This is a genomic window from Streptomyces sp. NPDC041122, from assembly GCF_055592445.1.
In genome coordinates, this window is sequence record NZ_JBVIYQ010000002.1 from 52840 (window position 1) to 67929 (window position 15090).

A 15090-nucleotide genomic window follows, 5' to 3' on the forward strand; every position below is an offset into this window, starting at 1 on the left:
CCCCTCGACGGATCGACGTAAGGACCCAATGACCTCCTCTTCTTCCCCTTCCCAGGACGCACAGAGCTTCGCGCAGAACTACCCCGAAGGTCTTCGGGCCGATGCCCTGATGGAAGAGGACGTCGCCTGGAGCCACGAGATCGACGGAGACCGGGACGGCGACCAGTTCGACCGCTCCGAGCGTGCGGCCCTGCGCCGCGTCGCGGGCCTCTCCACCGAGCTCGAGGACGTCACCGAAGTCGAGTACCGACAGCTCCGTCTGGAGCGGGTGGTGCTCGTCGGCGTATGGACCTCGGGGACGGTGCAGGACGCGGAGAACTCCCTCGCCGAGCTGGCCGCCCTCGCCGAGACGGCGGGCGCGCTCGTGCTCGACGGCGTCGTCCAGCGCCGCGACAAGCCCGACCCCGCGACGTACATCGGCTCGGGCAAGGCCCTGGAGCTGCGCGACATCGTGCTCGAGACCGGAGCCGACACCGTCGTGTGCGACGGTGAGCTCAGCCCAGGCCAGCTGATCCATCTGGAAGACGTCGTCAAGGTCAAGGTGGTCGACCGGACCGCCCTGATCCTCGACATCTTCGCCCAGCACGCCAAGTCCCGAGAGGGCAAGGCGCAGGTCGCCCTCGCGCAGATGCAGTACATGCTGCCGAGGCTCCGCGGCTGGGGCCAGTCGCTCTCCCGTCAGATGGGTGGCGGCGGCGGTGGCGGCATGGCCACCCGTGGTCCCGGTGAGACCAAGATCGAGACGGACCGGCGACGGATCCGCGAGAAGATGGCGAAGATGCGCCGGGAGATCGCGGAGATGAAGACGGGCCGCGACATCAAGCGGCAGGAGCGCCGGCGGAACAAGGTGCCGTCGGTCGCGATCGCCGGGTACACGAACGCCGGCAAGTCCTCCCTGCTCAACCGCCTCACGGGCGCGGGCGTCCTCGTGGAGAACGCCCTCTTCGCCACCCTCGACCCGACCGTGCGCCGGGCCGAGACGCCGAGCGGCCGTGTCTACACCCTGGCCGACACCGTCGGGTTCGTGCGGCATCTGCCGCACCACCTCGTCGAGGCGTTCCGTTCCACGATGGAAGAGGTCGGCGACTCCGACCTGATCCTGCACGTGGTGGACGGCTCGCACCCGGTGCCGGAGGAGCAGCTCGCCGCCGTGCGCGAGGTGATCCGCGACGTGGGCGCGACCGACGTGCCCGAGATCGTGATCGTCAACAAGGCGGACGCGGCGGACCCCCTGGTCCTCCAGCGCCTGCTGCGCAACGAGAAGCACGCGATCGCGGTCTCGGCGCGCACCGGCGCCGGCATCGCCGAGCTGCTCGCGCTGATCGACAGCGAGCTGCCCCGGCCCGAGGTCGACATCGAGGCCCTGGTGCCGTACACGCACGGCCAGCTCGTCTCCCGCGCGCACGCCGAGGGCGAGGTGCTCTCCGAGGAGCACACCCCCGAGGGCACCCTGCTCAAGGCGCAGGTGCACGAGGAGCTCGCCGCGGAGCTCGCTCCGTACGTGCCGGCCGCGCACTGACCGCGGGCTCCGGCCGTCAGTACACGCGGCGAAGGCCCGCCCCCTCTCGCGGGGGGCGGGCCTTCGCCGTGGCATCAGTGCTCGTGAGCGGCTACTGCGAGCCGTACTTCTTGCTCATCATGTCGTAGACCTGCTCGGCGCCCCGGCCCAGCTGCGGTCCGGCCAGCCAGGTGTTCTCGGCCGGGCCGATCGAGGTGTTCGACACGAGCTTCGTCTTGCCGCCCACCACGCGGAACCAGCCACCGCCGGACGAACCACCGGTCATGGTGCAGCCGATGCGGTACATCGTCGGCAGGGACGGCGACAGCGAGAGACGGCCCGGCTTGTCGACGCACTTGTGCATCATCAGGCCGTTGTACGGCGGGGCGGCGGGGTAGCCCCAGGCACCCATCGAGTTCACGCTCTGCGTGGCCGGGGTCGAGAAGTCGACGTCGAGCGCGTTGCCGACGGTCTCCTCCAGCGACTTGCCGCCCTGCTCGGGCTTCACGTGCAGCACCGCGTAGTCGTACGTCGCGCCCGAACCGCCCGTCGGACCGCCGCCGTTGATCCACTCGTGGGAGGTCGAGATCCAGTCCGCCCAGTACTGGCCGTAGGGGGCGATCTCCTGCGGGGCCGCGTTGCGCAGCTGGGCCTCGGACTTGCCGAGGTCGTTGTACGCGGGCACGAAGGCGATGTTGCGGTACCAGCCGCCGTTCTTGCCGGCGTGCACGCAGTGGCCCGCGGTCCACACGAGGTTGGACTTGCCGGGGTTGCGCGGGTCCTTCACGACGGTGCCGGAGCAGACCATCGAACCCTCGGGGGAGTCGAAGAAGATCTTGCCGACGGGGGCCGCGTGCTCGTGGTACGGCGTCTTCTCGGGCTTGGCCTGGACCGGCGTCGGCTCGGGATCGGTCGCGCCCTGGTCGGCGGCCGCGTCCTTCGAGGCGATCGTCTTGTTCGGGTCCTTGGCCTTCTTCATCCGCTCGGGCTTCCAGAGCCCTTCGATGACCGGGTTGGCGAAGTCCTTCGCCTCACGGACCCAGTCGTCCTTGTCCCAGTTCTTCCAGGCACCCTTCTTCCAGTCGTCCAGATCGACGCCCTTCTCCTTGAGCTTGTCGGCGAGGCCGGCAGGCAGCTTGGAGTCGGAGTCGGTACCGGAACTGGAGCCGTCGGGTCCCTGGGACGCGGTGGATTCGGGCTTGTCGCTCGCCTTGTCGTCGCTCGGGCCGCAGGCCGTCGCGGTGAGCGCCAGGGTCGCCGCGAGGCCGGTGGCGGCGAGCGCTGCCCGCCGTCCGCGACTGCGCGCGAAGGGCGCACGAGTGGAACGCATGGTGCTGTTACCCCCGTTGGAAAAGATTTGCCATGTACGTGTCATGCGTGCGCGCGGAGTTCCGTGCGGGCCCGCGCCGACACAACACCCCACTATGCCTGTGGGGTTGGGGACGAACGGCGGCGGGGTCGTGAAGGTTTCCGGTGCCCCGCCGCCGTGGTGTCCTGCCGGTCCCGGCAGCTCTACCGCGCTGCTGCCCCGCGGCACTACCGCCCTACTGACCGGCGAACTTCTTGCTGACCGCGTGGTAGATGCCCTTGGCTTCCTTGCCGAGGCGCGGGCCCGCCAGCCACCCGGCCGTCACCGGGCCGATGGAGGTGTTGGAGACGAGGGCGGGCTTGCCGTCCTGCCCCCGCGCGACCCAGCCGCCGCCGGACGAACCGCCCGTCATGGTGCAGCCGATGCGGTACATCGTCGGGTCGGGCTTGCTGAGCGAGAGGCGTCCCGGCTTGTCGGAGCACTGGAACATCTTCTGCCCGTCGAACGGCGGAGCGGCCGGGTAGCCGGTCGCCGTCATGTCCTTGATCTCCGGTACGGCCGGGGCGTTGAAGTCCACCGGGAGCGCCGAACCGACGGTCTCCTCCAGGGACTTGCCCTCGCTGCCCTTCTCGGGCTTCACGTGCATGACCGCGAAGTCGTACGGCGCGCCCTTGCCGCCCGTCGGCCCGCCCTGCTCGATCCACTGGTCGGAGGTCTGCGCCCAGTCGCCCCACCAGACGCCGTACGGAGCGACCTCTTCCTTGGGGGCGTTGCGCAGCTCCTCGGCCGACTTGCCGCTGTCGTTGTACGAGGGCACGAAGACCATGTTGCGGTACCAGCCGCCCTTGGCGCCGTCGTGCACGCAGTGACCGGCGGTCCACACCATGTTGGACTTGCCGGGGTGGGCCGGGTCCTGCACGACCGTGGCGGAGCAGACCATCGAACCCTTGGGGCTGTCGAAGAACAGCTTGCCCGATGCGGGCTCCTGCCCGTGGTACGGCGACTGCACGGCCGTGGCCCTGACGGGCCTCGGGGTGGGGTCGGTGACGCCCTGGTCACCGGAGATGTCGTTCTCGTCGACTTCCCGGTCCGGGTTCTTGTCGGCGTCCCGCATCCGGTCGGAGTCCCACAGGCCCTTGATGATCGGGTTGACGAAGTCGCCCGCCTCGCGCAGCCAGTCGTCCCTGTCCCAGTTCTTCCAGGCGCCGTTCTTCCACTTGTCCAGGTCGAACCCGTGGTCCTTGAGCTTGTCCTTGAGGTCGTCCGGGATCTTCAGTGGTTCGTCGCCGTTGTTGTCGCCGGGCTGCGAAGCGGACGAGTCGCCACCGGCGTTGTCGTCGCTCGGGCCGCAGGCGGTGGCGGTCAGCGCGAGGGTGGCGCCGAGCGCCACGGCGGCCGCCACGGGGGACGTTCTGGTGCGTGCGCTCCTCCTATTGCGAACGGTGAAGAGCGGACGTATGGGTCGCATGGTGAGAATCCCCCTGGGCCTCGAAATCGTTCCAAAGTGCTGGACATCCGGGTGAGCGGCACCCGTTGCCACCGGTGCGGCACCCCTTCGCTGGATTTGCTCCGGTTTGCTCGGGGGAGCGGTGCACCTGTCGCCGATGAACGGCCCCCACACTATGCCGGTGCCGTTGGGGACGGCCGACGGAAGGGCAACGGTTCCGTCACGGCAAGGATCTTCTGTTGACCCGTGATCCTCCGGCCCCCTCGTCGTTGGTACGTACGGGGGAGCCGCGGCCTGCGTTCATCCCCCTGCCAACTCGCCCGCGCGACCGCCCACATGAAGCTCCCCCCGGAGCCGCGCCGGACGGACGCGCCCCGTCCACAGCGGGAGGACCAACAGTCGTGGCCGTGACCGAGCCTGCGCCCGCGGCGGTGTCCGCAGGACGTCCCGTGACACAGACCGCACCGCACTCCGTGCCGCGCCCGGCACCTCAGCCGGCGACGCAAGCGGCGCCGGAGAGCGTTCCGGAGACCTCGCCGGCCCCGCGGGTTCAACCACCCGGGACCAGGGAAGTCCAGCCTGGCGCCGTACACGCGCAAGAGGCGATCCTGCGGCGCCAGTCGGCACGCGAGTCCGCGGCGCGCACCTACGCGCGCGCCCTGCCGATCGTGCCGGTCCGGGCGCGCGGTCTGACGATCGAGGGCGCCGACGGAAGCCGCTACCTCGACTGCCTCTCGGGCGCCGGGACCCTCGCCCTCGGGCACAACCACCCCGTGGTGCTGGAAGCGATCCGGAAGGTCCTCGACTCCGGGGCCCCGCTCCACGTCCTCGATCTGGCGACGCCGGTCAAGGACGCCTTCACCACCGAGCTCTTCCATACGCTGCCGCGTGGTCTCGCGGAGCGCGCACGGATCCAGTTCTGCGGCCCCGCGGGGACGGACGCGGTGGAGGCGGCACTGAAACTGGTCCGCACGGCCACCGGCCGCGACGGCATGCTCGCCTTCACCGGCGCCTACCACGGCATGACGGCCGGCGCGCTCGAAGTCTCCGGCGGCGCCCGGGCCCCGCGGGTCGCGCGCCTGCCCTACCCGCAGGACTACCGCTGCCCCTTCGGGCTCGGCGGCGCACGTGGCGCGGAGCTGTCCGCGCGCTGGACCGAGAACCTCCTCGACGACACCAAGTCGGGCGTCCCGGCACCCGCCGGCATGATCCTCGAACCGGTCCAGGGCGAGGGCGGGGTCTTCCCCGCCCCGGACGCCTGGCTGCGCCGGATGCGCGAGATCACCGCCGCGCGCGGCATCCCGCTCATCGCGGACGAGGTGCAGACGGGCGTCGGCCGCACCGGCGCCTTCTGGGCCGTCGAGCACAGCGGCGTCGTTCCCGACGTCATGGTGCTGTCGAAGGCGATCGGCGGCAGCCTCCCCCTGGCCGTCGTGGTCTACCGCGACGACCTCGACGTCTGGCCGCCCGGCGCCCACGCGGGCACCTTCCGCGGCAACCAGCTCGCCATGGCCGCCGGGGCGGCCACCCTCGCCTACGTCCGTGAGAACGGCCTCGCCGAACGCGCCGCCACCCTCGGCGCCCGTATGCTCGCCGAACTGCGCTCCCTGGCCACGGAGCACCCGTGCGTCGGCGAAGTCCGCGGCCGAGGGCTGATGATCGGAGTGGAACTGGTGAATCCCGCAGGGGAGGAGTCAGGGCCCGGTGAGTGGGGACCTGGCAGGTCGGGAGCAGTACTGGCGGGGGCAGGACCGAGCGAGGCGGAGCAGGGCACCGCGGGCACCACGGCCGACCCCTTCGCCACGGCTCTGGGTGACCTGACCGGCACCGCCCGGCCTCATCCGCCGGCGCCCGAACTCGCCGCGGCGGTCCAGCGCGAGTGCCTGATCCGGGGGTTGATCGTCGAACTCGGCGGACGGCACTCCAGCGTCGTACGACTCCTCCCTCCGCTGACCATCACCGACGAACAGGCCGCCGCGGTCCTCGACCGCCTGGCCGACGCGCTGGCGACCGCGGCGCGTACCCACCACGGATGACCGAGACGGATCCCGGCCCTTCGGCGCGGAGGCACTGAACCGCCGAAGCGCACCGGACCCGTCGCCACACGGAGCCCCGGACAACCTCACAAGGAAGCCCTCTTGAACGCCACCCCCGCATCCGAAGGCCGCCCCCAGCCGCACACCCCAGACACGTGCGGCGCGTGCACCTCAGTGGTGGCGGAGTCCGAGACGGTCCCGCGGCAGAAGGGCGGCGGCCAGGAGGCCGAGCGCCTGCGCGGTGCGTCCACCGACCTCCTCGAGCACCCCGACCCGTACACCGCGGCCCAGGCGGCGGCCGTCGAGAACCTCCTGCGCTGCTGGGTCAGGGAGAACAACCTCCCCGCCCCGGACCGCGGCGTCCTGCGCATTCCCCTCGACGCCAGCGGAACGGCACTGCTCGTCCCCGTGCAGTACTGGTCGGCCACCGGATGGCACCGCTTCAGCCTTCCCTACCTCGAAGACGGGCCCACGAGCGCCCCGGCCGTGGACGCCGTCACCGTCGCCGCCCTGCTCAGCCGGGAGACCGCCCGCCACGCGGCACAACCCCCGGCGGGGCCGGCCGGCCCCGACAGCGCCACCGAGCCGGCCGAGGCACCCGCAGCCGCCGAGGCCTTTGGCACGGCCGAACCCGCCGAGTCCGTCGACGGCGCCGACCTCGTCGGCCGGGTCGCCGACTCGGTCCGGCGCACGGCCGAGTTCATCGCCGACCGCCGCGAGCGGCCGGACGACGAGCCCGATCTCTTCCTCGCCGCCGAACAGTCCCTGCTCCTCGGGCACCCCCTGCATCCGACCCCCAAGAGCCGTGAGGGTCTCTCCGACACCGAATCCCACCTGTACTCACCGGAGTTGCGCGGCGCGTTCGCCCTGCACTGGCTGGCCGTCGACCGCTCCGTGCTCGCCTGCGACTCGGCCTGGACCGAACGCGGACGCACCGTCCCCGCCGGCCGGCTGACCGCCCGCCTCGCGGGCCCGGACCTGCCGCTCCCGGACGACCGCGTCGCCCTGCCCGTACACCCCTGGCAGATGCGCGAGCTCCGGCACCGCCCCACCGCCGCCGCCCTGCTCGACGCCGGACTGCTCCAGGACCTCGGTGCTCACGGCACCCCCTGGCACCCCACGTCCTCCGTCCGTACCCTCTACCGCTCCGGCGCGGCCGCCATGCTGAAGCTCTCGCTCGGCCTGCGCATCACCAACTCCCGTCGTGAGAACCTCCGCAAGGAACTCCACCGCGGCGTCGAGGTCCACCGGCTGCTCCGCAGCGGCCTCGCCGAGCAGTGGCAGTCGGTCCACCCCTGCTTCGACGTGGTCCGCGACCCCGCCTGGCTCGGCGTCACCGGCCCGGACGGCGCGCCCGTCCCCGGCCTCGACGTCATGATCCGGCACAACCCCTTCGGACTCGGTGACAACGCCACCTGCCTCGCCGGACTCGTCTCACCCCGGCCGTCGACACTGCCCGCCGGCCAGGAACGCCAGGTGATGCGCTCCCGGCTCGGTGAGACCGTCACCCGCCTCGCAGGCCGAACAGGCCGCCCGCGAGGCGCGGTTGCCGCCGAGTGGTTCCTGCGCTACCTCGAATCGGTCGTACGTCCCCTCCTCTGGCTGGACGGCGAGGCGGGCGTCGCCCTGGAGGCGCACCAGCAGAACACCCTGTTGCTGCTCGACCCCGAGGGCTGGCCCGTGGGCGGCCGGTACCGCGACAACCAGGGCTACTACTTCCGTGAGTCCCGGCGCGCCGACCTCGAACGACGGCTTCCCGGCATCGGCCGCGACAGCGACACCTTCGTCTCCGACGAGGTGACGGACGAGCGGTTCGCCTACTACCTCGGCATCAACAACGTCTTCGGCCTCATCGGAGCCCTCGGCGCCGAACGCCTCGCGGACGAGCGGCTGTTGCTCGCCGCCTTCCGCCGCTTCCTCGGCGATGTCGCGACGGGACCCGACCGGCTGCGCACCCCGCTGCCCGCGATGCTGCTCGACTCACCCCTCCTCCGCTGCAAGGCCAACCTGCTGACCCGGCTGCACGGCCTCGACGAGCTCGTCGGCCCGGTCGACACCCAGTCCGTCTACGTCACCATCGCCAACCCCCTCCAGTGCTGAGGACCTGCCCCACCTCTCCTGAGCCCCACCCCTTCTGACAGGAGCGACTCCGTGACTCCCACCGACGCGAGCACCGACGCCGGGACCGGACCGGCCCCGGCGGGCGCCGACTGCGCGGACACCCTGGACCTGCGCCTGCCCGAGGAGCTCGTCGCCCTGCTGGCCGAGGGGGACGGGCGGGATGCCACGGCGCGGGACGATCTCCTGGACGGCGTCGGGAGTTGGGGGCGCACCCCCACCGACGCCGGCGCCTTCCACCTCGTACCCGTGCGTCTCGAACGCGACCTCCCGCTCATCAGCCGCTGGATGAACGATCCGACCGTGGCCGCGTTCTGGGAGCTGTCGGGACCCGAGGCCGTCACCGAATCCCACCTGCGCTCCCAGCTCGACGGCGACGGACGCAGCGTCCCCTGTCTCGGCGTGCTGGAGGGAATGCCGATGAGCTACTGGGAGATCTACCGCGCGGATCTCGACCCCCTGGCCCGTCACTATCCCTCGCGCCCGCACGACACCGGCATCCACCTCCTGATCGGCGGCGTCGCCAACCGGGGCCGTGGACTCGGCACTTCGCTGCTCAGGGCCGTGGCCGACCACGTACTCGACCATCGCCCCGCGTGCACACGCGTCGTGGCAGAACCCGACCTTCGCAACACCCCCTCCGTCTCCGCGTTCCTGAGCGCCGGCTTCCGCTTCTCCGCCGAGGTGGACCTGCCCGACAAACGCGCGGCGCTCATGATCCGTGACCGGGCCCTGCGCGCCGTGCTCTGACCCCGTCACTCTTAGTAACTCCGCTCGACCCGATCCGGTTCCCTCCCTGAGGAGTCCCCGTGCCGAATCCGTCCGCCGGCCAGATCCCCCGCCCTGGCGCCGAGCTGCACGACCCGCCCGAGCTGACCCCGGACAGGTGGCGGCAGGCAGGCCGCCGCCTGCTGGCCAAGATGATCGGCGAGTTCGCGTACGAGGAGGTCATCCACCCCGTACCGGCGGGGGGCGCGGAAGCGGACACCTACCGGCTCCCTCTCGAACCGGCCGGGCGGGACGGAGCCTCCGCGTCCGGCGGAGGGCAGGACGCCTGCCTCACCTTCCGGGCCCGCCGCGGCTCGTACGGCAGCTGGTATGTGGACACGGCCGGCCTGACCCTCGCCGAGGGGGACGGGCCGGCCGTCGCCGTCGACGACCCGGTGCGCTTCCTCGTCCTGGCCCGCCGGACCCTCGGCCTGGACGGCGCCACACTCGGTCACCTCATCCGCGAGCTCACGGTCACGCTCGGCGCCGACGCCCGGCTCGACCACACGGCGCTGAGCGCGGCCCAGCTCGCGGACCTCGGCTACGCGGAGCTCGAAGGGCACCAGACCGGCCACCCCTGGATCGTGCTCAACAAGGGCCGCATCGGATTCTCCGCGGCCGACACCGACCGGTGGGCACCCGAGGCCCGCCGCCCGACACCGCTCCCGTGGATCGCCGTCCACACCGACCTCGCCGTGTACCGCGGCGTCGCGGGGCTGGAAACCGCCCAGCAGCTCTACGACGGCGAACTCACCGCGGACACCAGGCAGGCCTTCGCCGACTTACTCCGGGCACGGGGACTGGACCCGCGGCAGTACCTGTACCTCCCCGTGCACCCCTGGCAGTGGGACGAGATCGTGCTGCCGCTCTTCGCCCCGTCCATCGCCGCGGACGCCATCGTGCCGCTCTGCAGCGACGGCGACCTGCGCCTCCCCCAACAGTCCATCCGCACGTTCCTCAACATGTCCCGCCCCGACCGGCACACCGTGAAGCTGCCCCTGTCGGTCCTCAACACCCTGGTGTGGCGCGGGCTGCCGACGGGCCGCACGGTCGCCGCCCCCGCCGTGACGGCATGGATGCACGCACTCCGCGACGGGGACCCCTTCCTCCGGGACGAGTGCGGGGTGATCCTGCTCGGCGAGGTGGCCTCGGTGGCCGTCGAACACCCGGTCTACGACGGGCTGCCCGAGGTCCCCTACCAGTACCGGGAACTCCTCGGAGCGATCTGGCGGGAGCCGGTCGGCCGCCATCTCGCGCCGGGTGAGCGCGCCCGCACCCTCGCCTCACTCACCCACACCGACCCCACGGGGCGCGCCTTCGTCGCGGAACTCGTGGAACGCTCGGGGCTGGCCCCGGCGGCCTGGCTGCGCCGGCTCCTCGTCGCGCTGCTGCCTCCCCTTCTGCACTTCCTGTACCGCTACGGCACGGTGTTCTCCCCCCACGGGGAGAACACGATCGTGGTCTTCGACGGCAAGGACGTGCCCGTCCGCTTGGCGGTGAAGGACTTCGTGGACGACGTCAACGTCAGCGCCGTACCGCTGCCCGAACAGGACTCGATGCCGGCCGCCGTCCGCGACGTACTCCTCACCGAGCCGCCCGGCTTCCTCACACAGTTCATCCACTCGGGTCTCTTCGTCGGTGTCTTCCGCTACCTCGCGCCGCTGTGCGAGGAACAACTGGGGATCGCGGAAGGGGACTTCTGGGGGTATGTGCGTGCGGAGATCCTCAGGTACCAGGCCCGCGCCCCGGAGCTCAAGGAGCGGTACGAGATGTTCGACCTGCTCACACCCCGTATCGAGCGGCTGTGTCTCAACCGGAACCGCCTCCACCTCGACGGCTACCGCGACCGGGCGCAGCGCCCGCACGCCGCCGTGCACGGGACCGTGGCCAACCCCCTCCACCAGCCTTGATCGGCGGGATGTCAGTGGGGCACCGTAGGGTGGTCGCGCTATGACGAAGCCCTCCCTCCCCGAGCTCCTGCACGCCGCCGTCACCGCCGTCGGCGGCACGGAACGCCCTGGCCAGGTGTCCATGGCCGAGACCGTCGCCGAGGCGATCGACGACGGCTCCCACCTGCTGGTCCAGGCCGGCACCGGCACGGGCAAGTCCCTCGGCTACCTGGTGCCCGCCCTGGCGCACGGCGAGCGCGTGGTGATCGCCACGGCCACCCTCGCCCTGCAGCGCCAGCTCGTGGAGCGGGACCTGCCGCGGACGGTGGACGCGCTGCATCCGCTGCTGCGCCGCCGCCCGCAGTTCGCGATGCTCAAGGGGCGTTCGAACTACCTCTGCCTGCACCGCCTCCACGAGGGCATGCCGCAGGACGAGGAGGAAGGGCTCTTCGACCAGTTCGAGGCGGCCGCTCCCACCAGCAAGCTGGGCCAGGACCTGCTGCGGATGCGGGACTGGGCGGACGAGACCGAGACCGGCGACCGCGACGACCTCACCCCGGGTGTGTCCGACCGCGCCTGGTCCCAGGTGTCCGTCTCCTCCAGGGAGTGCCTGGGCGCCTCGAAGTGTGCCTATGGGGCGGAGTGCTTCGCCGAGGCGTCCCGCGAGCGCGCCAAGCTCTCCGACGTCGTCGTCACGAACCACGCGCTGCTCGCCATCGACGCCATCGAGGGCGCCCCCGTCCTGCCCCAGCACGAGGTGCTGATCGTGGACGAGGCACACGAGCTGGTCTCCCGGGTCACCGGCGTGGCCACGGGCGAGCTCACGCCGGGGCAGGTGAACCGTGCCGTGCGCCGTGTGGCCAAGCTGGTCAACGAAAAGGCGGCGGACCAGCTCCAGACCGCTTCGGAGGGCTTCGAGCGGCTGATGGAGCTGGCGCTGCCGGGCCGGCTGGAAGAGATCCCCGAAGACCTCGGGTATGCGCTGATGGCCCTGCGCGATGCCGCTCGCACGGTGATCTCCGCGCTCGGCTCGACCCGCGACAAGTCGGTCCAGGACGAGGACGCGGTCCGCAAGCAGGCGCTCGCCTCCGTGGAGTCGATCCACGACGTCTCGGAGCGCATCACGAACGGCTCCGAGTGGGACGTCGTCTGGTACGAGCGGCATGAGCGCTTCGGTGCCTCGCTGCGGGTGGCCCCCATGTCGGTGTCGGGGCTGCTCCGGGAGAAGCTCTTCGCCGACCGATCGGTGGTCCTGACCTCCGCCACGCTGAAGCTCGGCGGCGACTTCAACGGAGTGGGCGCGTCGCTCGGCCTCTCCCCGGAGGGGACGGAATCCGAGGACGCCCCCGTCTGGAAGGGCCTCGACGTCGGTTCGCCGTTCGACTACGGCAAGCAGGGCATCCTGTACGTCGCCAAGCACCTGGCCCGCCCGGGGCGCGAGGGCACCCGCAGCGACATGCTGGACGAGCTGGCAGAGCTGATCGAGGCGGCCGGTGGCCGGACCCTCGGCCTGTTCTCCTCCATGCGCGCCGCCCAGGGGGCCGCGGAGGAACTGCGGGAGCGGCTGGACGTGCCCATCCTGCTGCAGGGCGAGGAGACCCTGGGCGAGCTGATCAAGGGCTTCGCGGCGGACCCCAGGACGTGTCTGTTCGGGACGCTCTCGCTGTGGCAGGGCGTCGATGTGCCGGGCCCCAGCTGTCAGCTGGTGATCATGGACAAGATCCCGTTCCCGCGCCCCGACGATCCGCTGATGAGCGCCCGCCAGAAGGCGGTGGACGACGCCGGTGGCAATGGCTTCATGGCCGTCGCGGCGACCCATGCGGCGTTGCTGATGGCGCAGGGGGCGGGGCGTCTGGTCCGGGCGTCCGGGGACCGCGGCGTGGTCGCCGTACTGGACCCCCGCCTGGCCACCGCCCGCTACGGCAGCTATCTGAAGGCCTCGCTGCCCGATTTCTGGTACACGACGGACCGTAACCAGGCGCGCCGCTCGCTGGCCGCCATCGACGCCGCGGCCAAGGCCGTCGAGGACGCGTAGGGCGCGGCGGCAGGGCGGGTAAGGCCACGGGCCGGCCTACCCGGCCGCCGCTGCGGACGCAGCAGGGCCCCGGAACCGGCGCAGTTGGTCCCGGGGCCCGGTCAGGGGCGGAGTCCTCAGACTCGCCGCAGCACCGCCACCACCTTGCCGAGGATCGTCGCCTCGTCGCCGGGGATGGGCTGGTACGCGGAGTTGTGCGGGAGCAGCCAGACGTGGCCGTCCTCGCGCTTGAAGCGCTTGACCGTCGCTTCGCCGTCCAGCATGGCGGCCACGATGTCGCCGTTCTCCGCCACGGGCTGGCGGCGGACCGTCACCCAGTCGCCGTCACAGATGGCGGCCTCGATCATGGAGTCGCCGACGACCTTCAGGACGAAGAGCTCGCCGTCGCCCACGAGCTGCCGGGGGAGAGGGAAGACATCCTCCACCGACTCCTCGGCGAGGATCGGCCCACCGGCCGCGATACGGCCGACGAGCGGGACGTACGAAGCGGCGGGCTTGCCGGTGGTGTCGGTGGGCTGGCTGCTGGGCTGGTCCGAGCCCCGCACCTCGTACGCCCGCGGGCGGTGCGGGTCGCGGCGCAGGAAGCCCTTGCGCTCCAGGGCCATCAGCTGATGGGCGACGGAGGAGGTGCTGGAGAGGCCGACGGCCTGACCGATCTCCCGCATCGACGGCGGGTAGCCGCGCCGCTGCACGGAGTCCCTGATGACCTCGATCACCCGGCGCTGCCGGTCGGTCAGTCCCGAGCTGTCGGCGCGGATGCCTGGAGGTCGGCCCGGCAGGGAGCGGGTGGGCGCGGGCCCCTCCTGGTTCGTGGCTGCGTCATTCATGGCATGCACCGGCTCGAGTCGGCTCTGGGAACGGTCCTGGGCAGTGATGGTGGCGCTGTCTGCGGTGGTGGTCACGTCGGTCGGCCCCTCTCGAGATGTTCTCTCCCTAGCTAGCCAACGGTAGTTGCTTTCGAAAGGTTGCGCCAAACACACGTTCGAGTGAAAAAGTGGAGATTACCTACCGTGATCATGTGTTTGGGTGTATGACCGACGCTCGGGCCGAACGGCAATTCGGTTCATTACGGTACGCTTCACCGCCGGGACCTTGAGCCCCTCCGTGGGGCTCCCATAGTGCCACCCGGCGCCCCGCCGGCCCCGCACCGGCCCCCGCCGCGAGCGGCGTGAGTGACGGCCGTGCCCGCCCGGCGCCCGCTGAGGCGACGCGACACGCGAGGTACCGAAAAAGCGGCCCAACCCCAGATCTAGTGGTTGGATTGCGGCAGCAGCCCAGAAGTTGTGGTCCCTGGTCTTCCGGGGGCTCATGGATCGCCTATGCTTGGGGCTGCTTCGAGGGTCTCCAGGGCCCGTTGAGGCCTATGAGTCGTGCCGTGAAGGAGGGTTGGGAGTTCCATGCACTGCCCCTTCTGCAGGCACCCCGACAGCCGCGTCGTCGACAGCCGCACCACCGACGACGGCACGTCGATCCGCAGGCGCCGTCAGTGCCCCGACTGCTCCCGCCGTTTCACGACGGTGGAGACGTGCTCACTGATGGTGGTCAAGCGCAGCGGCGTGACCGAGCCCTTCAGTCGTACGAAGGTGATCAACGGCGTCCGCAAGGCGTGCCAGGGCCGTCCGGTGACCGAGGACGCGCTCGCGCTGCTCGGCCAGCGGGTCGAGGAGGCCGTGCGCGCCACCGGGAGCGCGGAGCTCACCACGCACGACGTGGGTCTTGCCATACTGGGCCCGTTGCAGGAGCTCGACCTCGTCGCCTACCTGCGCTTCGCGTCCGTGTACCGGGCCTTCGACTCGCTCGAGGACTTCGAGGCTGCCATCGGTGAGCTGAGGGAACAGCGGCTGTACGCGGAGCCGCGCGACGCGGGCGGAGAGCGCGTCGTGAATGACTGCGGGCCCGGAGGGACTGCCGAAGTCCCGGTGCCCGCCACTGCCGCCGACTGACCGGCTGACCGACCGGCCGGCGGCGAACCAGACCTGTTGAGGGCGTC

The 15090-nt window shown here is 71.4% G+C and carries 10 protein-coding genes; 7 read left to right on the forward strand and 3 right to left on the reverse strand.

Annotated features, from left to right (window positions below; translation table 11 throughout):
* Nucleotides 1-28 precede the first annotated feature (28 nt).
* Nucleotides 29-1519 (forward strand): GTPase HflX, encoded by a 1491-nt coding sequence (gene hflX, locus ACZ6B8_RS06665; protein ID WP_471076655.1) that lies wholly within the window; start codon nt 29-31, stop codon nt 1517-1519.
* A 91-nt stretch (nt 1520-1610) separates the two neighbouring features.
* Here the strand turns inward: hflX and ACZ6B8_RS06670 are convergent, their stop codons facing one another.
* On the reverse strand, nt 1611-2828 hold the full coding sequence (locus ACZ6B8_RS06670; RefSeq protein WP_471606505.1) for a trypsin-like serine peptidase: 1218 nt from the start codon (nt 2826-2828) through the stop codon (nt 1611-1613).
* Between the two features lie 214 nt (nt 2829-3042).
* On the reverse strand, nt 3043-4275 hold the full coding sequence (locus tag ACZ6B8_RS06675; RefSeq protein WP_471606506.1) for a trypsin-like serine peptidase: 1233 nt from the start codon (nt 4273-4275) through the stop codon (nt 3043-3045).
* A gap of 584 nt (nt 4276-4859) precedes the next feature.
* Here ACZ6B8_RS06675 and ACZ6B8_RS06680 point away from each other — a divergent pair.
* The 5 genes from ACZ6B8_RS06680 (at nt 4860) to ACZ6B8_RS06700 (ending at nt 13100) form a co-directional block, all read left to right on the forward strand.
* Nucleotides 4860-6290 (forward strand): diaminobutyrate--2-oxoglutarate transaminase family protein, encoded by a 1431-nt coding sequence (locus ACZ6B8_RS06680; RefSeq protein WP_471607158.1) that lies wholly within the window; start codon nt 4860-4862, stop codon nt 6288-6290.
* Nucleotides 6291-6392: 102 nt separating this feature from the next.
* Nucleotides 6393-8390, forward strand: a complete 1998-nt coding sequence (locus tag ACZ6B8_RS06685) for an IucA/IucC family protein (protein WP_471606507.1) — start codon at nt 6393-6395, stop codon at nt 8388-8390.
* Nucleotides 8391-8441: 51 nt separating this feature from the next.
* A complete protein-coding gene (locus ACZ6B8_RS06690) occupies nt 8442-9158 on the forward strand; it encodes a GNAT family N-acetyltransferase (RefSeq protein WP_471076667.1) in 717 nt (238 codons plus the stop codon).
* A gap of 59 nt (nt 9159-9217) precedes the next feature.
* Nucleotides 9218-11086, forward strand: coding sequence for an IucA/IucC family protein (locus ACZ6B8_RS06695; protein WP_471606508.1), 1869 nt, complete (start codon nt 9218-9220; stop codon nt 11084-11086).
* A gap of 40 nt (nt 11087-11126) precedes the next feature.
* Nucleotides 11127-13100 carry an ATP-dependent DNA helicase gene (locus ACZ6B8_RS06700; protein WP_471076673.1) on the forward strand — a complete coding sequence of 658 codons (1974 nt, stop codon included), beginning with the start codon at nt 11127-11129 and terminating at the stop codon, nt 13098-13100.
* A 116-nt stretch (nt 13101-13216) separates the two neighbouring features.
* Here the strand turns inward: ACZ6B8_RS06700 and lexA are convergent, their stop codons facing one another.
* Entirely contained in the window at nt 13217-14002 is a 786-nt protein-coding gene (lexA, locus tag ACZ6B8_RS06705; protein ID WP_355804345.1) for a transcriptional repressor LexA, read from the reverse strand.
* A gap of 495 nt (nt 14003-14497) precedes the next feature.
* Here lexA and nrdR point away from each other — a divergent pair, with 495 nt between their 5' ends.
* Nucleotides 14498-15043 carry a transcriptional regulator NrdR gene (nrdR, locus tag ACZ6B8_RS06710; protein WP_471076676.1) on the forward strand — a complete coding sequence of 182 codons (546 nt, stop codon included), beginning with the start codon at nt 14498-14500 and terminating at the stop codon, nt 15041-15043.
* The last annotated feature ends 47 nt before the right edge of the window (nt 15044-15090 follow it).